The following is a 19,027-nucleotide window of genomic DNA, read 5'->3' as shown; positions in this document are numbered from 1 at the left end:
ATCCAGTATCGTATTCGGCGTGCGTGAGGACGGCGCGAATATATACCTTTTAGCCATGGCCAAGATCGACGAAATCGCCCCCGACCTGTTCCGAATCTCCGTCTACGTCCCGGACTACAATATGCAGTTCAATCACTTCCTTGTCCGGGATGAGGAGCCGCTGCTCTTTCACGCGGGCTTGAAGCGCCTGTTTCCCGCGTTGCGCGAGGCGGTCACGTCGCTCATCGATCCAGCCAGGCTGCGCTGGGTGGCGTGGAGTCATTTCGAATCCGACGAATGCGGCGCGCTGAATGAATGGCTGCAGCTCGCTCCGCACGCCGAACCGGCCTGCACGCTGGTCGGCAAATTGGTGAACGCCGACGATTTCGCCATCCGTCCCGCGCGTGGGCTCACGCCCGGCGAGACGCTCACCACAGGCAAATATCGTTTCCGTTTTCATCGCTCACCGCACATCCCGCATGGCTGGGACGCGGGCGTGCTCTTTGAGGAAACGCAAAATACGCTTTTCTGCTCCGATCTCTTCCACCACTTCGGCGACGTCGCGCCGCTGACCAGCTCCGACCTCATCGGCCCGACCACGGAGGCACTGGCCCAACTGAGACAAGGCCCGCTCGCCGGCTACATGCCCTATACCGCGAAGACCGAAGGCGTCCTCCGCGCCCTCGCTGATCTGCAACCCGCCTCGCTGGCCGTGATGCACGGCTCATCGTATGCCGGCGATGGCGGGCAGCTCCTCCGCGACCTGGCCGGTGTGATGCAGCGAGAGTTCGACGTGGCATAAGGTGAACGCGCCCTCCGCTACATTTCCTTTTGCCAACGCGCCCGGATGCGGCACCCTTTAGCTCCGCCATGTTCCCTGCCCTCGCCCTCCGTATCCTCCAAACAACTGACCCGCGGTTGCTCGGTAAATTCATGTGGAACTTCGGGGTGAAGGGATTGCTCTCCGTCGAGCGCTTCAAGCGCCGCATCCAGCGCGGCGAATACTTCCCACCGTTCCTTTATCTCTCGATCATCAATTCCTGCACCTGCGCTGCCAGGGCTGCTGGGTGGATGTCGAGGCGGAGCGGAATGCCATCGATCTCGAGACGCTGAACCGGACGATCGAGGACGCCAAGGAGCACGGGAATGCCTTCTTTGGCATCCTCGGGGGCGAACCGTTCATGCATCCCGAGCTGCTCGATCTCCTCGCGGCGCATCCGGACGCCTATTTCCAGGTCTTCACCAATGGCCAGTTCATTACCGACAAAGTCGCGCGGCGCTTGCGGCAGATCGGCAATGCCACCCCGCTGATTTCCATCGAGGGGCGCGAGATGGTGAGCGACGCCCGCCGGGGCAAGAAGGACGTCTTCAACAAAACCATCCGCGGTCTCGAGGCGTGCCTGCGCGAAGGCATTCTCACTGGCGTCGCGACCAGCGTTTGCCAGACGAATATCGACGAACTTTGCAACGAAGCATGGCTGCGTGAGCTCATCGCGCGCGGCGTGCACTATTGCTGGTTCCATACCTACCGCCCCGTCGGGCCGAAGATGAATCCGCAGCTCGCCCTCACGCCGGAGCAACTCGTGCGCGTGCGCCGGTTCGTGGTGGAGATGCGCGCGAAGGTGCCCATCGCCATCATCGATGCCTATTACGACGGTGAAGGCCGCGCGCTGTGCCCGATGAGCACCGGCATCTCGCATCACGTGAACCCAAAGGGTGAGATCGAGCCGTGCCCGATTATTCAGTTCGCCACGGAAAACATCCGCGATTCGCGGGGCATCTTCGCCACCATGCGCGACTCCGCATTCCTGCGCGACTTCCGCGAGCTCAGCGCGCAACACACCCGCGGCTGCGTGGTCCTCGAGCGGCCGGACCTGGTGAAAGACCTCGTCGTCAAACACGGCGCTCGCGATACCACGATGCGCGGCACCGCCATGGCGGAACTCGAAGCGATGACCCCGCGCTTTTCGCAGTGGCTCCCCGGCGAGGAAATCCCCGAGCAGCACTGGATGTATCGCTGGGCGAAGAAATACTGGTTCAACGATTTCAACGCCTACACCAAGGCCGATCACGACAGCACCGTGCAGCGCAAGACGCGCGAGCTGGTCGCGGCGGGAGCGCGTGAGGCCAGCGAGCGCGAAGCGGAGTTGGTGAAGGGCTGAGTTGGACCACGGATTACGCGGATTGCACGGATTGAGGAATCCGTGCGGCAGCTGCCTTTGTAATCCGTGTCATCCGTGAAGCTTCTTCTCTGCGCCTCTGCGTCGTCTGCGTTTAAAATTTCTCCGGTTGTAGCTCTGCTTTAAACTCTCCTCACTGCGCCGGCGGCGTCCAGCGGCCGGGTTCGCGCGAGCCGCTGCCGACGCGGTGCGTGAGCGCATCGCCCATGTCGGCGCGCGCCTTTTCAGCAAGAGCCTCGAGCTGTTTGACGATCTCCGGATTCTCCGCGGCCACGTCCTTGGTCTCGCCGATGTCATCGCTGAGATTGTAGAGCTCGTGGCCGACATGCAGCGGCTTGTATTTTCCGGGAATGCCATCGTGGCCCGGCGTCTGCCCATTCATGGTGCGCGTGGTGTGCGGGAAGAAGAGCTTCCAATCGCCCGCGCGCACGGCCTGCAGGGCATTCACGTCGTAATAGAGGTAATAGCACTCGTGCGGATTTTTCGCGCCGGGCTCGCCGGTGAAGAGCGGCCAGATGTCGAGGCCATCGATCTTGTGATCGGGTAACTTCGCGCCGGTGAGTCGCGCGATGGTTGGGAAAATATCGATCGCCATCGCCGGGCCGGGCCACACGGTGTCGGCGGGAATTTTCCCCGGCCACCGCACGATGAACGGCTCGCGATGCCCGCCATCGAAGTTCGTCCCCTTCCCCTCGCGCAAGGGCCCAGCGGAGCCGGCGTGATTTCCGTAGCTGAGCCAGGGACCGTTATCCGAGGTGAATAGGACCAGCGTGTTGTCATCGAGGCCGTTCTTTTTCAACGCCTCGAGAATCTGCCCCATCGCCCAATCGATTTCCTCGATGACATCGCCGTACAATCCGCGCGCGGATTTCCCACGGAACTTATCGCTCACGTGCAAGGGGACGTGCGGCGAATTCGTGGCGACGTAGAGGAAGAAGGGCTGGTCCTTGTGCCGCTCGATGAAGCTCACCGCGTGCTCCGCATACCACGTGGTAAGCTGTTCCTGATCGGCGTGCGTGACGCCGACGTGCGTAGGCGTTTCGTTCTCGTAAATGGGCAGCGGCGGATACGTCCCCTGCTTGGCCTCGGGATGATTCGGCCACATGTCGTTCGAATACGGGATGCCGAAGTATTCGTCGAAGCCATGGCGCGTGGGCAGGAATTGCGGGCGATCGCCGAGATGCCATTTGCCGTAGATCGCAGTGGCGTAACCCTTTTGCTTCACGAGTTGAGCGAGGGTCATTTCCTGGTCGCTGATGCCGATCTTGGAGTTCGGCCCGAGAGCGCCATTGATGCCGATGCGATTGGGATAGCATCCGGTGAGCAATCCCGTGCGGGAAGCCGAGCACACCGGCTGCGAGGAATGGAAATCCGTGAAGATCCGCCCTTCGTGGGCCATGCGATCGAGATTCGGCGTGGTGAACCCTTTCGCACCAAAGACGCCGACATCCGCGTAGCCTTGATCGTCGGTCATGAAGATGACGATGTTCGGGAGCTTGGTTTCGGCGCCGGCCGAGGTGCCTACCAGTGCGGCGGCGAAGGCGACGAGGAGAGCGAGTCGGAGGGAACGCATCATGCAGCGATAACCCGCGAGATAGCAGAGTCGCCAGTGAGAAAATGTCTCCTCGCCGATCTGATGTTGCCGCAGATATGGCTTAAAGTAAATTCCCGGCGTGAGCTTCGAAGCCATCAAGCAGGAAATTGCCCATTGGGACGACCGGAAACTGCAGAGGTTGCAAATGTTGATCGTGAGGTTGCGTCGTGCCCAAAGTGATCCTGCGTCTGCCGGAACCCGCGAGGCTTGGCTGCAGCGGTTGGCAGAACTGCGGGAACGAGCCGCCCCTGGTGTCACAAATACTCAGCAGGTGCTGGACGATCTGCGCCAGGAGCGTCTCGAATGAGCAGTCGGATACCTCCGCGCTGCTGACGTCTGTCTGTAGAGATCCTTCCTGAGGAAGCGCCCGAATCCAATCATGTTTGACGCATTGAGGAAGTGGTTTTCCAGCGGTTCATCCACGCCGCCTAAGCGACGTCATATGATAGAGACGTGTCCGGATTGCGGCGTGCGGGATGGCGAACTGCACGATCTCTTTTGCACTAAAGAAAGGTGTCCTTTCTGTGGGGGCCAATTGATCACGTGTGATTGCATTAAGAGCGTGTTGAAGTTGTCCGAGGTAGAGCAGCAAGCAGTGGACGAATATATCGACGATAGCGTTCCACCGCTCTCGGATGTCATGCAGAGATGGAAGGACGCTCTTCATCAAAAGGGGCGAATCCCGTTCGAGGTCTATCGAGATGATCCACTTCGGGCCGCCCATCGCGGTGACGTAACTGCGGTGCGAGATTTCCTGGACGATGGGTTTTTACCGAATGCCAGAAACGAAGTAGGATGCACAGCGTTGATGTCGGCGGCCCGCGGCAGGCAAGTGGAAGTCATTCGCTTTCTCCTTTCCCGTGGGGCAGACGCGAAGCTCGCAGATAAAAACGGCTTCACCGCGTTGCATTGTGCTGTCATGCAACCTCCTCACAACATAGCGAGAGAAGTCGCCTGTGTGTCCGTGCTGATTGATGCCGGCATCGATCCGAATGTGCGTGATGGAAACGATGCAACGCCACTGATGAAGGCGGCTTGGTTTGGGTGTGTCGAAGCCGCGTGTGCGCTGTTACGACACGGAGCGGACGCGACGCTGGTCGATAAAAAGGGGCGTGCGGCAAAGGATCTTGCGACCACCCGAGGGCACGTTGATGTGCTCGCGCTGCTGAACGAGAGCCGTTGAGGTCACCCGTTTGGTGACCCAGCGAAATAACTATGATTTCTGCGCCGCCAGCGCGGCTTGCGCCTTGGCCGCAGCTTCCTCGGCGCGACGGGCGATTTCTTCCGGGGACGGAAGAGACATGAGAACTTCAGGCGGAATGTCGCCCGCGGCGGCCAGTTTCACGAGGCACTTCTGGCGCTCGGTGAGTGCCTTGTCGGAATCGCGTTCCTTGGAGAAACGGCTCTTCGCCTTTTCACTGCGCAGGCGGAGCATGGCGTAGACATCGCCGCCGAGCAGGGCGCTGATGTCGACCTTCATCTTTTCCTTCGCGAGATCGGCTTCGCTGACGTCGTCGCCATTGATCGGGCCGGCCTTGTATTTCGGAAACATAATCGCCGCGGCGGGACACACACGCGAGCAGGCAGGGCAATTGGTTTTGCAGTTGTCGTTGTTCTGCACCTGGATCTGCTTCTCGGCGTCGACGCCGTAAACGCCGAAGAGGCAGAAGCTGAGGCACTGCATGCAGTTTGTGCAGCGGTCGTAATCGATGACCGGGAACCACGGTTTCCACGCGCCGTGTTGCGCGGCCTTGGTTTCGGTGCGGACGGATTCGACGGCATCGCCGAGCTGCGCAGGGGCGAGATCGGTGATGTCCTGGAAGCGAAGCGGCACGTCGCTCTCGACGACTTCCGGCGGCTGGCCACCGAAACGGCCGAGCACGAGCAGCGGCGAATGGTCGGCCGGTGCGACAGGGCGATCGGCCGCACTGCGCGTGACAGCGAAGCCTTTTTGCAAAAGCGCGCTGACGGCAGAGTAGCGGCTCGCGCCATCGAGGGGCTCAGCGCCGGAACCTTCGTAGAGGACGATGCGGAGGGCGGGATCGGAGAGACTCATGAGAGGGGGGCGGGAATGGCAGCCGCGGCTTCTTGCGGGGCGTCTTGTGGGGTGACCTTTCCGGTCGGCAAATTCGGGGCGAGCTCGGCGGCCAGCAATCGGATTGCGACTTCCTCGGCGGTCTGCGTCCGCATATTGAGGACTTCGGTTGCATCGAGCGGCAGCGGAGCATTGGCCTGGTGGAAGAGCCATTTCACCGCGCGGGGAAAGCAGGCGGCGATTTTCACCGCGCCGGTGTCGGCGAGGCGTTGCAAAGCAGGATCGCGACGCGCGGCCATCTCGCACAGGTCGGCGACGGCCTCGAAGGCGACGCCGGAGTCACACAGCTTTTTCAGCACCGCTTCCTTTACTTCTTTGGGCACCACCTGCGCGTACTGGCAGTGGCAATAAAGGATCGTCGGCGGGGTTTGGCTCATGTGGGGATTGAGGACAGTAGCCTGAAGCGGGCGAGGGGGAAAGAGGGAAGGAGGTGAGCGGTGAGTGGTGAGCAGTGCTTAGTGATCAGTAATCAGTGATTAGTCCTCGGCGGCCAGCCTATCCTGCTGGATCACACTGAATACTGATTACTGATTACTGATCACTTAACGCTTCAGCCTTCCTCTTTCTCCTGCTTCTCCAGGATGCGGTCGATAGTGGTGTCGAGCAGTGCCCGGTAGGCGATGAGGTCGATGCATTTTGCATCGGGCTGACCGTGGATTTCGTAGAGCCAGCCGCCGGTGTAGGGCTCTTTGCTGACGAGTTCGATGTCCTGACCCAAGGCGGGGTTGCCCCGGACGAAGGCGCCAGCGGCGACGCAGTAGATATCGCTGATCGCCTTGAACCCCTCGATCGAGCCGATGATCTCACCGCTCGTCACCGGCGCGCCTTCTTTCTTTTCCCACTGCACCTCTACGATTTCGCCGAGCATGCGGGTGGCGAATTTGGTGAAGCCCACACGCCAGCGGCCGGGTTCGACTTCGTGCAGCCAGAAGTGCGACGGGCTGTAGAGGCAGTCCGTCGGGAGGTGGGTGACAAAGGTGGCGCGCTTGTAGAAGGAGGTGTCAGGCACGGGCGGGGAAACGTTGATGGTGGATAGTTGATAGTGGATAGTCCACCGCGTTTCCGCAGCGATGACCGCTCCGCGGAATTTTTCCGAGCCGCCTTTCGGCGCGGAGCGCCCTCATGGATGGAAAAGTGGCCGACTATCCACTATCAATCATCAACTGCTTACTTTTCTTCCCCGTGCTTTATTTTGATCACAACGCCACTCATCCGCTTTCACCCGCCGCGCGGGAGGCCTGGCTTGAAGCCACGGGAGCGCTATATCGGGAATCCGTCGAGTCCACATCGGCTCGGTGCGCGGGCGGATACGGCCCTGACCCAGGCGCGCGAAAAACTGGCCGCGTGGCTGGGCTGCGAGCCGCATGACATCGTGTGGACTTCCGGCGCAACGGAAGCGAACAACACGGCGATCCAGAGCGCGGCGGCAAATGGCGCAAAGGAGATTTGGATTTCGGCGATCGAGCACCCGTGCGCGCTGGCGGCGACGGAACGTTATTTTGGCAAGAGCCGGCAATCGATACCCGTGACCCCCGATGGCGTGGCGGATGTGGCCTGGCTCGCGAAGGCGCTTAAAATCGGCACTCCCGGGCTGGTGACCGTGATGGCGGCGAATAATGAGACCGGTGTCTTGCAGCCTTGGCGCGAGGTGCTGGAGTTGTGCCGTGAGCACGGCGTGCCGTTCTTTTGCGATGCCGCGCAGTGGATCGGGAAATTGCCCGCGCGGGGCTTGGGCGGGTGTGATTTCGTGAGCGGATGCGCCCACAAATTTGGCGGTCCGCAGGGCGTCGGATTTCTCAAGGTGCCGGCGAAGTTTCGCTCGTTGATCGTCGGCGGGCCGCAGGAGGAAGGACGCCGCGCGGGAACGGAAAACGTCGCGGGAGTGCTGGCGATGATCGCGGCGTTGGAAGAACGCGAAACGGCGTTGCGTTCCGAATTTGTGAGCGAACGCGCGGCGTGGCGTGGCGCGTTTGTTGAGGAATTACGGACCGCGTTGCCCGGGACGAAGATCGTCGGCGGCGGTGCGGATCGCCTTTGGAATACCGTCGCGGCAATCATGCCGGAGGTGACGGATTGCCGTCAGCGCTGGGTCGTGAAACTGGACAAGCTCGGCTACGCGGTGTCGACCGGCTCGGCCTGCGCCAGCGGCAAGGAGGAGACCTCGCACGTCCTGGCCGCGATGGGGATCAGCGCCGACGAAGCGTCACGGGCGCTGCGGTTTAGCAGCGGATGGGAGACCGCCCATGAGGACTGGACGCGGCTGCTCGAAGGTCTGCGGAATGCGCACCGCGAGTTCGCGAGTTGAAGCGGCGTGAAGGGCGGCGACTTCGTCATGCAACTCGCGGGCGAGCGATTTGCGGTCCCCCCGGCGTTGGCGGCCAACGCCGCATCGTAAACTACAGTATATCAACGACTTACTCCATACGTTCAGCAGGTGCGGGAGGAGCGTCATGTCGCGCCAGTAGCAGATTTCATTGGCTACGGAGCCCTGCTCGAGGGCGTAGGCGATGGCGATGGCGGTGACGGGATGATTGACGTGCAGCGCGGGTTCGAGGAGTGAGCTCTTGAAGGGTAGGACGCTCGCGCCGCCGGAGCTGGTGCCCTCCGGGAAGAGAATGACGAGCGCGCCTTCATCGAGCGCGGCGCCCATGAGATCGGTCACGCCGGCGACATCACCGCGGTGTTTGCGATCAACGAAGATGGTGCCGCCGAGTCGGGCGCACTGACCGAAGATCGGCCAGGAGTGGACCTCGCTTTTCGACACGAAGACACACGGCCTTTGCGCTGCGAGAAGGATAATGTCGATGTAGCTGAGGTGGTTGGCGACGACCAGACCGCTGGTCGGCAGGGCGCCGAAGCGGTTAATTTTGAGACGAAGGATTTGCACGCAACGCTGCGCGGTGCGTTGCAGCCATTCGGCGCGGGCCCGGCGCTGGCGGGCGGCTTTCGAGAAGCTGACCCGCAGAGCTTGGGCGATGATCGTGCCGATAATGAAGAAGAGGAAGGACGCGGCGCGTCCAGCCACCCGAAGCACGAGTTGTCGTTTCATGGATGGATTAACCGAGGAAGTGGTTGCGAACCGCGGTGGGGAGGGCACGCAGGTCGAGCAGGGTGAGGAAGTCGATCGTCTTGAAATCCTGATCGAGCGCCGGCGGCCCGCAGATCTTGGCCCCGATGGACAGATAGGCGCGGAGAAGTTTCGGCACCGAAGGAAGGTTCGAGCAGGGCAGTTCGCCGGCGATGCGGTAGGCACCGATCGCCTCGGTGCGGAAGCGCTCTTCGACGAGGTGTTCGGCGGTGAGGGCCTGATACATGGCGAGGCCGGCGGCGGCGTCCTGGGAAGTGAGGGAACTGCAGCCGATGAGGTAGCGGGCCTTGCGTTCAGTGGCGTAGACAGCGATGCCGCGCCAAAGAAGATTGAGGACGGCGAGCTTGCGGTGGTCTTTATGGACACACGCCCGGCCAAGCTCGACGGTCTCGCAGCGGATCGGCTCGAAGGGCGAGAAGTCGAATTCCTGGGCGCTGTAGTAGCCGTGGTTCGCGGCGGCGAGCTGGCCGGTCTGCAAGCGGTAGGTCCCGACGACGGAGCCGGTTCGGGTGTCCTCGACGAGCAGGTGATCGCAGCATTCGTCGAATTGGTCGGCATCGAGTCCGCTGAGGTAGGCGGCGTCGAGACCTTCGTTCAATTCGAGATTGAAGACCTCGAAGCGCAGGCGCTGGGCGGCTTCGATGTCGCCGGCGTCGCGGGCCAGGCGAACGGCGTAGGTGGCGCGTGGGGCATGCGACCGCGGGGACTCGGGAAGCGTGTTCATGTGCGACGGAGCGAAGGAAAAGATCCGAGCGGGGCGCTCGGAGGTTTGGGCAAGGTCGCACGCCCAAATGACGTTCAGGTGACCGGGACGTTAAATCTTGGCGGAAAAATTGGGGTCGGAGTGGGGAATAGGAGGAATAGGAAAGATGGGAAGAATAGGAGAACGGAGGTTCCCATAATTCCTATTCCTCCTATTCTTCCTATCCGCTAAACGGCCACAACCAATAGCCCGCCTATCGCTTCTCCAAGTACACCGAAAGCAACGCCAGATCCGCCGGGGTCACCCCGCTGATCCGGGCCGCCTGGCCAAAGGTCGCCGGGCGGATGGACGCCAGCTTCTGCCGGGTCTCGGCGCGCAGGCCGGAGATGGCTTCATAATCCAATTGAGCAGGCAGCGTCTTCTCCTCATTCCGGCGGAGCTTCTCGATGGCCGCCTCCTGCCGGGTGATGTAACCGGCGTACTTGAGCTCGATCTGGATCGAATCCCATAGCTCCGCGGCAAAGGGAGCGCTAAGGCCTTCGGGCAGTTGGGTGTGGTCGGACTCAGGACGGCGCAACCACTGGGCGATCTTCCCGCCGCCGAAGTGGGTGGTATTCGCATACTCCCGGAGCTGGGAAAGGCTGGCGATCTTGGCCTGGAGCTTCTCCCAACGATAACCGCTGATCAATCCGCAGCGGTGGGCGATGGGGGTGAGGCGCAGGTCGGCATTGTCCTGCCGGAGATGGAGCCGATGTTCGGCCCGGCTGGTGAACATCCGATACGGCTCCAGTGTCCCCTTGGTCACGAGATCATCGATGAGCACGCCGATATAGGCATCCGCCCGGGACAGGATCAGGGGCGGCCGGTCGAGGAGCTTGAGGGCGGCATTGGCCCCGGCCATGAGACCTTGGGCACCGGCCTCTTCGTAGCCGGAGGTGCCATTGATCTGCCCGGCGAAATAGAGGTGCGGGACCTGCTTCGTCTCCAGCGTGGGATGCAGCTGGGTGGGCGGGCAGTAGTCATACTCCACGGCATAACCCGGCCGCATGATCTCGGCATTCTCCAAGCCGGGGATGGAGCGGATGAAGGCGTACTGAACCTCCATGGGGAGGCTGGTCGAGACGCCGTTCACATAATACTCCTCGGTGTGCCGGCCTTCGGGTTCGAGAAAGAGCTGGTGAGAGTTCTTTTCCGAGAAGCGGACCACCTTGTCCTCGATGGAGGGGCAGTAGCGCGGGCCGACCCCTTCGATCCGCCCGGCATAGAGCGGGGACTTGTCGAGATTCGATCGGATCAGCTCGTGGGTCCGGGGGTTGGTGTTGGTGATCCAACAGGGCAATTGTTCCACGTGGAACTTTCCATCGCGCCAGTGATTGAGGGTGAAGATGTCGTGAAGCCGTTCATTCAGCTTCTCCGGGATGTAGGAGAAGGGGAGCGGCGGTTCATCACCCCCCTGCCGCTCGCACTGCGAGAAGTCGATGGTCCGGCCATTGAGCCGGCAGGGCGTGCCGGTCTTGAATCTGCCTACCTCAAAGCCGAGCTCGCGCAGGGAGTCGCTCAAGGTGGAGAAGCTGTCGCCCATTCGGCCGCCGGATTGATTCTGTAGGCCGACATGGAGCAGGCCGCGCATGAAGGTGCCGGTGGTGACCACGACCGAACGGCCCAAGACCCGGAGACCGAGGTTCGTTTCGACGCCGCAGGCATGACCGCCTTCCGTGAGGATGCGGGTGACGTTGCCCTGTTTGAGATCGAGATGCGGCTGGCGCTCCAGCACCGCCTTGGCCCGGAACTGGTAAGCCTTCTTATCACATTGGGCACGGGGAGAGCGGACACTCGGCCCCTTGCCGGAATTGAGCATCCGGAACTGGATGCTCGTGGCGTCGGTGTTCAATCCCATCACACCCCCGAGAGCGTCGATCTCGCGAACCATCTGGCCCTTGGCCTGCCCTCCGATGGCGGGGTTGCAGGACATCTGCCCGACCGAGTCGAGGTTCTGGGTGAGCATGAGCGTTTCGCAGCCGAGCCGGGCGGCGGCCATGGCAGCTTCGATCCCGGCATGGCCGGCACCGATGACGATCACATCGTATTTCTTGGGATAGACGAACATGGGAAATGTTCCACGTGGAACTTTTGGCGGGCTGAAAAAGGGGTGGGAGCTGGCCTCTTGATCTTAATCTTAATCGTAATCTTAATCCCTCTGCCGAACGTGAAGGGAGTAAGATTAAGATTGCGATTAAGATTAAGAAGGTCGCTCGTGGGCTGAGCGTAAACTAGGTGCCGAGGATACCCTCCTTTGCCCTCGGCAACAATTCTGCAATGCTTGTCTCGTACCGTTCGTCCCGCAAGTTCGCGGAACACACCTTCAACTCCGGCGCAAACTCCGCCAGCACCTGCCGACATGCCCCACACGGCGTAACCGGTTGCACCGAATCCGCCACCACGGCAATGGCCTCGAATTCCGTCTCGCCCGCCGCCACGGCCGCAAACACCGCCGCGCGTTCCGCACAAATCGTCAGCCCAAACGAAAGATTCTCCACGTTGCATCCGCAGAACACCCGTCCGCTTTTCGTCCGCAACGCCGCGCCCACCTGAAACCGCGAGTACGGGGCATAAGCTTTGGTGCGTACTTCACTTGCCGCGGTAAGGAGCGGGTCGAAATTCATAAGTATCTTATATACAGAATGTTATAATCGTGACAATCAGGTGAACCCGGCTTTTCGGTTGCAATTCGCGCCGGATTCCGGACTATCCTCCGTCGTGGTAACCCCCAAACGAAACTACTCCGGCAAGCTCCTCGCGGTCGAGGGGCTGGATGGTTCCGGCAAATCCACCCAGATCTATCTGGTGAAGCGCTGGCTGGAGCTCGAAGGTTACCGCGTCTTTTTTACGGAGTGGAACTCATCCATATTAGTTAAGAAGTCCACGTCGAAAGGCAAGAAGCGCCAGTTGCTCACGCCGACTACGTTCTCGCTCATTCACGCCACCGATTTCGCGGATCGGTACGAGCGGCAGATTTTGCCGCTGCTCCGTGCCGGGTATCTGGTGCTCTGTGACCGCTACATTTTTACCGCGCTGGCCCGTGATGCGGTGCGCGGTGTCGACCGCGATTGGGTAGAGCAGCTTTACAGCTTCGCGGTGCTGCCCGACATCACTCTCTATTTCCGTGTGCCGCTGGAGACTTCGCTAAACCGCATCCTCGAGGGACGCCCCGCGCTGAAATATCACGAGGCCGGGCTCGACATGGGCTGGAGCACCGATCCGTACGAAAGCTTCCGCATCTTTCAGGGGAAAGTCTACGCGGAGTACGAGTCGATGCGGGAAAAATTCGGCTTCGTGCCCGTCGACGCCACCGAGGAAATCCACGTCCAGCAGGCCAAGGTGCGCAATCTCATCAAGGAAAAGATCGACCTGCCCACCTATCGCCGCCGCCCATGCCATTGAAGGACAAGCCATTCTTCGGCCGGTGCCTGCCGGAAATCCGCGAGCCGAAATTTGCCGGCAAGCTCTTCGCCATCGAGGGCGCGGATGGCTCGGGCCGCTCCACGCAGATCGGTATGCTCAGCCAATGGCTCGAGGCGAATGGTTACGCCGTGCGACACATGGGCCTGCGCCGCTCGAATCTGGTAAGCGAGGAACTCGAGGAAGCGAAGCAAGGCAACGTGCTCACCCACACCACGCTGTCACTCTTCTACGCCACGGATTTTTTCGATCAACTCGTGCACGAGATCGTGCCGGCGTTGCGCGCCGGGCTCATCGTCATTGCGGATCGTTATATTTATACGCTCATGGCGCGCGACCTCGTCCGCGGCGCGGACCGCGCCTGGACGCGCAATCTTTACAGCCCCGCGCTCGTGCCGGACGCAGTCTTTTATTTCCGCGTCGGCGCCGCGCAACTCGTGGAGCGCAATTTCCAAAAGAACAGCACGCTCGACTATTGGGAGAGCGGCATGGATCTCGGCCTCTCGCGCGACATGTTCTCGAGCTTCGTGAAATACCAGCGCCTGCTGCAAAACGAGTTTCAGAAGATGCAGGAGGAATACGGCTTCGAGATCATCAACGGCAACTCGCGCGTCGAGACGATCCAACGCGAACTGCGGAAGAAAATCGGCGGCCAGCTCGGCATCGGCACCGCAGTGCAGCGCCAGGAGATCGTCCCGCCGCCGGATGTGGGTTTGCCGAAGCAGGGAGAGTAATATTTTAGAATCGTCATTTTAGAACCGCTCGGCGATGAGCCAGTGCCGCCAGGATCGCGTCCAAAATGCGGTCAAGATGCTGGCCGATGTCTTCCGTTAGAAATCGAAGAACGAAATATCCGTTCTGCTGTAACAGGGCATCCTTTCGTCGGTCACGGCGATAGGCTTCGGCATCGGCCAGATGTTGCGCGCCGTCCAACTCGATGACCAAGAGGGCGTCGGCGCACAAAAAGTCCGCCTCCATCTGTCCACGACTATCGAAGGGAATGGCGAGTTCGGCGTTCAGCCGAAAACGTCCGTTCGTTTCATGTAGTGTTTGCAGGCGACGATAGAGGAAAGCCTCGCTAGCGCTGCGGGCGCGGGCTACTCCCTCCGCATCTGGAGATGGCGGACGCGCGGCGTGAACAAATAGATTCGCCAACGGTACATCCACGCCATCGCGGATCAGCCGTCGAACACTGGCCGCATAATTTTTCTTCCATTCCAGATCGATGGGCAACGGCACTTCCACCGGCCAACCCGGAATGGCGCTCGCCGGCAGCAGGATTGTGTAACCGAGCGATTCGTAGCCGCGGCACCGCTTGTCGAACATCCTGGCGAGCATCGGCACATTCAGGTCCGCGTAGTCATAGACGCGCACTTCGCGTTTGCTTTCATGCAGCCGATGCAGGCGGCCGGCATATTGGGCAACAGTCCCTTTCCACGACACCGGCATCGTGAGAAACAGGGTATCCAAACGCGGGTCGTCGAAGCCTTCGCCGACGAAGCGTCCCGTGGCGATAATCACCCGACGCGTCGTCTCCGGCATTTGTGCCAGGTTATCCAAAGTTTGTCGCAACTCCCTTTTTCCGGTCCCTCCGCGCAGGGTGAATATATTCGGCAGTTCCACCGACAGCCGCTCCGCGAGGCGTTCGAGGTGCTCCGTCCGCTCTGTGAGTAATAATGGAGAGCGCCCCTCATGCACCGCTCTCACCACGTCGGCGCAGATCATTTCATTTCGCGCGTCCTCATTCTGCAGGTTTTCACAGAGCCTCTGAAATTCCATCCGTGGATCATCTTCACCTGGATTCAATGAACGGAATCCGGTCGGGCGAACCAGTACGTGGTGAGCAAAAGGGCGAGCCGCAGCCTGCTCCCTGGCATCCACGCGATGCCGCACGGGTCCGCATTGCATGAAGATGATGGGATGATGTCCATCCTTGCGCGCCACGGTCGCCGACAGGCCAACCACGAATTTCGCTTTTGCCCGGCTGGCAACCAACTCGAAGCTACGCGCGGAAAGATGATGGCATTCGTCTACCACCAGATGTCCGTAATTTCCGACCCGGTCATCAACCACACCTTTCCGTACGAGGCTTTGGATCAAGGCGACGTCAATCTCTCCCGTAAGCTTCTTTCGCCCACCACCGAGTCGGCCGATGCTTTTCGCAGGCACGTCGAGAAATCCGGACAGCCGCTCAACCCACTGCTCCAGAAGTTGCTGGCGATGGACGAGAACGAGCGTATTCACACCTCGTTGAGCGATGAGCCAGGCGGCAAGCACGGTTTTTCCGAAGGCCGTCGTCGCCGCCAGGACACCGGTCTCATGCCTGAGCATGGCTTCCGCTGCCAATTGCTGGTCCGGGCGCAACGTGCCGTGGAAGGATACATTGATCGGTTTTCCCAGGCGCCGTTCATCGCGGATTACCGGCTCGATCTTTAGCGTTTGCAACAATTCCTGCACTTCCTCGAGACAGCCGCGCGGGAGCGCATAATGCTGCGGATGATCCTCGGTGCAACAGATGATCCGCGGCTTATCGTAGGTCGGCAAACGCATCGCCTGCGCTCGATAGAATTCAGGATTTTGAAACGCGGCAATGCGCAGAAGCCGATTGCGAAGTGGAGGAGAGAGGTTCTCCTTGGCAATGTAGATTTGATCCGCGAGAACCAATTCGACTTTCTCCGGCAGAGGTCCCGGGACGGGTGTTACACGGTGACGGGATGGCGGCGCAGACCACGGGGAATCGTCATCCTCCGTAATCACCGCGCGGACTCCAATCACTCGACTCTTTGATTCCGCATGGCGAACGAGCGCCTCGACGCTGGAGCGGTTGATCTTCTGGAGCGATGCGAGAGACAACCATTGGTCCGGACGTGGATGAAATGTCTCGTCGAGAAAGACCGTGTTCCCTTGCAGCCTCGCCTGTTTTTGGAGAGGCAGCGCGATCAGGTTCCCAAATCCTCCGCTCGGCAACGTATCTTGATTCGGGAAAAAGCGGTCATAGGAGCGCAGGCCAAGTTCAGGACGCCTCTCCATCGTCTCGGTCAAAATGTAAGATCCGAGCTTCCGCGCAAGGCTGGCTGGAATCGCTTCCTCAAAGAAGAGCCAGACATGAGCACCATCGCCGGAACGCGACCTTTCCAATGCCGCGGGTACTGAGAGGCCATGGCAGGTTTCGATGAATGCTCCTGCGTCGTCCCGCCATTGTTCGCCATCGAAATCAGCCGCCAGAAAAAAGCAGGTTTCATCCAGCAGCATCGGATAAACTCCCGCAACAAAGTCTCCGCCCTGATCCGTACGCCCGGACAGGTGCCAACGGATGACATCATCCGTCACGGGAAGGAAACTCCGATTGGGACAATCCGCGCATCTGATTCTCGGCTTCTCGCACACCCCGCGAACCCATTCGTTGGCGCAAGCTGGAGAATAACCGACTTTGCCGGTTCTCTTGCTTTCGAAGCGAAGGGGATAAACATCCGTTCTTCCGCGAAAGAATGACCGAAACAGCGCGATCTTCGCCGCTGGCGGTGAATCTTGTGTAACCATTCGGTTCTTTCTGTTGTTTGCGAAAAAGAGCCTACAGCGCGCTTTTTCTCGTTCCATTACCATTATTACCAAACAGGCCGGCTTGGAGTTGCCGAAATGGGAACGTCAGGGACATCTCCTGTATGCGGCCTGGCTTCTTCCTTCAAACAGACGACAGTCGATGGTAACTCTGAGCGCGGGATCAGATGTCGGTACCTCGGACTGCCCGGCGAGATGAAATAAGGGCTGAAGCTGTCTATAGATAGCCCTTGATGCTCCCCCAGCCGTTGGGTAAGTTTGAAGGGTGGAATTTGCCGCACCAAACGCGCCGCAGAGTCCTTTTCTCACTCTGGGGCAGACTTTCAAGGCTGATTCGAATTCGGATCGAGCCAGCTTGGAGACTGCCATGTCTTTCGAACACCCATCTTCGAGTGAGTCTTTTTGGAAAGCATATCCAGGCCTCGTCTGGTCTAATCGGCAGGCAGATGATGATATCCGCATTCGCGCGGCCCTAATGAAGCCCCAATTTCCGGTGCTTCTTGATATCGCCGCGACATTTGGGCCGGACCGATTGGAACGAGAATGGGCTATTCTGCGGGCGGACACCGAGACGGATACGCAGTGGGTCGAGCCGATTGTGTGTCCAATTCTCGCGAATATTCGGCGTGGATACGAGCAAGCTTGCACCTGAGACCCGCCGGGTTTGGGAGTTTCTGTCTTCGCAGCCCGCGCTGGGCGGCTTCGTTTTGATCGGCGGCACGGCGCTGACCATGCACCTTGCTCACCGTGTGAGCGAGGATTTGGACTTCATCAACGTAGCTGACAAACTGCCGCGTTCTGCGCTGAACGGGCTGGTCAGAATCCTGGAGCGCAGCGGGTTCACTGTCGTTCGCGATGACAATCAGGCAGCCTACGACGAATTCCTCATCGCCGGTCAGAGCCTGCACGATTACCAACAGAATTTTCTCATCAATGGGGTAAAGGTGAACTTTTTTGCCCCCAATCCAGATCTTGCGGGAATGGTTGAGTCCTCCAGCGCCTCATTGGTTCGGGTTGCCACGTTACCCGAGCTATTTCGCACGAAGGCGCTGGCGTCGGCCAATCGTTGCGTTTCTCGCGATTGGATTGATCTGTATGTTCTTTTCCGCGGACACCGTTTCGCTCTCCACGATTTTCACGAAGCATTTCAGCGTCCGGGCATCTCCAATCCCAAGCTGAGTATTTCTCAGGCATTTCAAAATCTTTGTCGCGGTGTGAAATCCGTCACCGATCCCGGCTATGAAACCCTGATGCCAGACGCACCCACCCTGGCCGAAATGGCCGCATTTTTCACGCAACTGCGTGACAAGTATCAGACGGAGCAGGCTCGTCTCGCCTTCCAGCAGAAAGGCTCCGGCTCGAAAGAGAATCGCTAAAGCATTTTAAATAAAGCAGTAGTCGCCGCCAATTTAAAGGCAGAGGACGCCGAGAACGCAGAGGAAGAGTCTGCCATCCCTCCTTGTGTGCCTCTTTGTGGCCATCCGTTCCCTTATTTAGGTAAAATCAGCCGCGCCTTCGCTAACCGCGAATGGACGCTAACAGACGCGAATAGAGAATAGCGTTCGCCTCCGATATTCGCGCCCATTGGCGTCCATTCGCGGTTTTACTCCACCTGCCCCCTCCACTTCTTCTCTGCAGTGCTAACCATGAAAATGTCCGCACGGCGCGTAGAATTTTGGGCCCGCGAATCACGCAAATCACTCGAATGAGGACAGATCATTCGCTTCATTCGAGTGATTCGCGGGGCACTTTCCCTTCCCTGTCTTTTCGAATGTTCGTGGCTCCCCTTTTGGCTGCGGCTGTGCCGCGCTGCGGCCTCTGCGTTTTAAAAATTCCGCCGCTTCGCTGTTTTAAGTGGGTGAAAGGGAGGGGAGGTGAAGTTGGAGGCGGCCGGCTTTGAGCAGAGCCATGAGGCGGAAGTTGCGGAAAGAACGAAAGCCGCGAGCCATGCGTTTGGCCAGTTGGAGCAGACCGTTGATCGCCTCGATCACGCCGTTGGTGACACGGGTTTCCAGGAAAGCCACGATCCCGTCCCAATGTTCCATGACGCTGTCGGCCAGTTTGCGAAAGGGGACCAATCGAGATCGTCTGGCACGAGTCACCCACCAGCGCAGGGCCACCGCATCTTCGCCGGCCAGCACGTCCTGGAAGGTTTCGCGCAACATCATGGCCCGGCCCAGTTTGGGATATTGGGTGCAGAGTTGCTGGCGGTGCGCGAGTTGTTCCTCCGAGCGCGTCCAACTGTTGCCTCGGATCGCCCAAAGTTCACCGGCCAGTCCGGCCCCTTCACGGCGCAGTTGCTTGCGCACGTCATCGAGTGCTTTGCCGGCCATCTGCATGAGATGAAAACGATCGAAAACGATCCGGGCCT

Annotated in this window: 18 protein-coding genes; 8 read left to right on the top strand and 10 right to left on the bottom strand. The window is 60.0% G+C overall.

Translation table 11 applies throughout. The features are described from left to right. Positions 1-55 precede the first annotated feature (55 nt). Both CFE428DRAFT_RS30945 and CFE428DRAFT_RS30940 read left to right on the top strand, forming a co-directional pair. Positions 56-781: an MBL fold metallo-hydrolase gene (locus CFE428DRAFT_RS30945; protein ID WP_006983685.1), complete on the top strand. Its 726-nt coding sequence runs from the start codon at positions 56-58 to the stop codon at positions 779-781. A 265-nt stretch (positions 782-1,046) separates the two neighbouring features. Further along, the gene (locus CFE428DRAFT_RS30940) at positions 1,047-2,141 is read left to right on the top strand and encodes a radical SAM protein (RefSeq protein WP_006983683.1); all 1,095 of its coding nucleotides are present in this window, start codon (positions 1,047-1,049) and stop codon (positions 2,139-2,141) included. A gap of 151 nt (positions 2,142-2,292) precedes the next feature. Here CFE428DRAFT_RS30940 and CFE428DRAFT_RS30935 read toward each other — a convergent pair whose 3' ends face one another. Continuing rightward, a complete protein-coding gene (locus CFE428DRAFT_RS30935; RefSeq protein ID WP_006983682.1) occupies positions 2,293-3,849 on the bottom strand; it encodes a sulfatase family protein in 1,557 nt (518 codons plus the stop codon). On the opposite strand from CFE428DRAFT_RS30935, the gene CFE428DRAFT_RS38075 reads away from it, so the two are divergent. Together CFE428DRAFT_RS38075 and CFE428DRAFT_RS34815 are read left to right on the top strand one after the other, a co-directional pair. Continuing rightward, a complete protein-coding gene (locus tag CFE428DRAFT_RS38075; protein ID WP_131990151.1) occupies positions 3,833-4,060 on the top strand; it encodes a hypothetical protein in 228 nt (75 codons plus the stop codon). The two genes, CFE428DRAFT_RS30935 and CFE428DRAFT_RS38075, sit on opposite strands and share 17 nt — an antisense overlap. Before the next feature lie 255 nt (positions 4,061-4,315). Continuing rightward, positions 4,316-4,936 (top strand): ankyrin repeat domain-containing protein, encoded by a 621-nt coding sequence (locus CFE428DRAFT_RS34815; RefSeq protein WP_157447706.1) that lies wholly within the window; start codon positions 4,316-4,318, stop codon positions 4,934-4,936. 30 nt (positions 4,937-4,966) lie between these two features. Here the strand turns inward: CFE428DRAFT_RS34815 and CFE428DRAFT_RS30925 are convergent, their stop codons facing one another. The 3 genes from CFE428DRAFT_RS30925 to CFE428DRAFT_RS30915 form a co-directional block, all read right to left on the bottom strand. Then, positions 4,967-5,809 (bottom strand): ferredoxin family protein, encoded by an 843-nt coding sequence (locus tag CFE428DRAFT_RS30925; protein ID WP_006983680.1) that lies wholly within the window; start codon positions 5,807-5,809, stop codon positions 4,967-4,969. Then, positions 5,806-6,225, bottom strand: coding sequence for a hypothetical protein (locus CFE428DRAFT_RS30920; protein WP_006983679.1), 420 nt, complete (start codon positions 6,223-6,225; stop codon positions 5,806-5,808). The genes CFE428DRAFT_RS30925 and CFE428DRAFT_RS30920 overlap by 4 nt, the downstream gene beginning before the upstream one ends. Positions 6,226-6,398: 173 nt before the next feature. After that, on the bottom strand, positions 6,399-6,857 hold the full coding sequence (locus CFE428DRAFT_RS30915; RefSeq protein ID WP_006983678.1) for a glycine cleavage system H family protein: 459 nt from the start codon (positions 6,855-6,857) through the stop codon (positions 6,399-6,401). A 234-nt stretch (positions 6,858-7,091) separates the two neighbouring features. On the opposite strand from CFE428DRAFT_RS30915, the gene CFE428DRAFT_RS30910 reads away from it, so the two are divergent. Continuing rightward, complete coding sequence (locus CFE428DRAFT_RS30910) at positions 7,092-8,153, top strand: cysteine desulfurase family protein (RefSeq protein WP_049975809.1); 1,062 nt, start codon at positions 7,092-7,094, stop codon at positions 8,151-8,153. Here CFE428DRAFT_RS30910 and CFE428DRAFT_RS30905 read toward each other — a convergent pair. From CFE428DRAFT_RS30905 to CFE428DRAFT_RS30890, 4 genes are all read right to left on the bottom strand, one after another. Continuing rightward, positions 8,052-8,897, bottom strand: coding sequence for a lysophospholipid acyltransferase family protein (locus tag CFE428DRAFT_RS30905; RefSeq protein WP_006983676.1), 846 nt, complete (start codon positions 8,895-8,897; stop codon positions 8,052-8,054). The two genes, CFE428DRAFT_RS30910 and CFE428DRAFT_RS30905, sit on opposite strands and share 102 nt — an antisense overlap. Positions 8,898-8,904: 7 nt before the next feature. Continuing rightward, positions 8,905-9,660, bottom strand: coding sequence for a GNAT family N-acetyltransferase (locus CFE428DRAFT_RS30900; protein WP_006983675.1), 756 nt, complete (start codon positions 9,658-9,660; stop codon positions 8,905-8,907). Between the two features lie 232 nt (positions 9,661-9,892). Next, on the bottom strand, positions 9,893-11,746 hold the full coding sequence (gene mnmG / locus CFE428DRAFT_RS30895) for a tRNA uridine-5-carboxymethylaminomethyl(34) synthesis enzyme MnmG (protein ID WP_006983674.1): 1,854 nt from the start codon (positions 11,744-11,746) through the stop codon (positions 9,893-9,895). 163 nt (positions 11,747-11,909) lie between these two features. Further along, entirely contained in the window at positions 11,910-12,302 is a 393-nt protein-coding gene (locus tag CFE428DRAFT_RS30890; RefSeq protein ID WP_006983673.1) for a cytidine deaminase, read from the bottom strand. A gap of 94 nt (positions 12,303-12,396) precedes the next feature. On the opposite strand from CFE428DRAFT_RS30890, the gene tmk reads away from it, so the two are divergent. Beyond that, entirely contained in the window at positions 12,397-13,080 is a 684-nt protein-coding gene (tmk, locus tag CFE428DRAFT_RS30885) for a dTMP kinase (protein ID WP_042726178.1), read from the top strand. Next, on the top strand, positions 13,071-13,832 hold the full coding sequence (locus tag CFE428DRAFT_RS30880) for a dTMP kinase (RefSeq protein ID WP_006983671.1): 762 nt from the start codon (positions 13,071-13,073) through the stop codon (positions 13,830-13,832). The genes tmk and CFE428DRAFT_RS30880 overlap by 10 nt, the downstream gene beginning before the upstream one ends. 13 nt (positions 13,833-13,845) lie before the next feature. Here the strand turns inward: CFE428DRAFT_RS30880 and CFE428DRAFT_RS30875 are convergent, their stop codons facing one another. Continuing rightward, a complete protein-coding gene (locus tag CFE428DRAFT_RS30875) occupies positions 13,846-16,638 on the bottom strand; it encodes a TOTE conflict system archaeo-eukaryotic primase domain-containing protein (RefSeq protein ID WP_042726173.1) in 2,793 nt (930 codons plus the stop codon). Positions 16,639-17,282: 644 nt separating this feature from the next. Between CFE428DRAFT_RS30875 and CFE428DRAFT_RS30870 the strand changes: the two genes are divergently transcribed. Continuing rightward, the gene (locus CFE428DRAFT_RS30870; RefSeq protein ID WP_006983669.1) at positions 17,283-18,032 is read left to right on the top strand and encodes a nucleotidyl transferase AbiEii/AbiGii toxin family protein; all 750 of its coding nucleotides are present in this window, start codon (positions 17,283-17,285) and stop codon (positions 18,030-18,032) included. A 474-nt stretch (positions 18,033-18,506) separates the two neighbouring features. Here CFE428DRAFT_RS30870 and CFE428DRAFT_RS30865 read toward each other — a convergent pair. Continuing rightward, positions 18,507-19,027 (bottom strand): transposase (locus CFE428DRAFT_RS30865; protein ID WP_042726172.1); only part of this gene is annotated, 521 nt, incomplete at its 5' end.

The sequence above is a fragment of the Chthoniobacter flavus Ellin428 genome, from assembly GCF_000173075.1.
GTDB lineage: Bacteria > Verrucomicrobiota > Verrucomicrobiia > Chthoniobacterales > Chthoniobacteraceae > Chthoniobacter > Chthoniobacter flavus.
The sequence above is the reverse complement of the archived record's forward strand: the minus strand, read 5'-3'. Positions and strand labels throughout refer to the sequence as shown.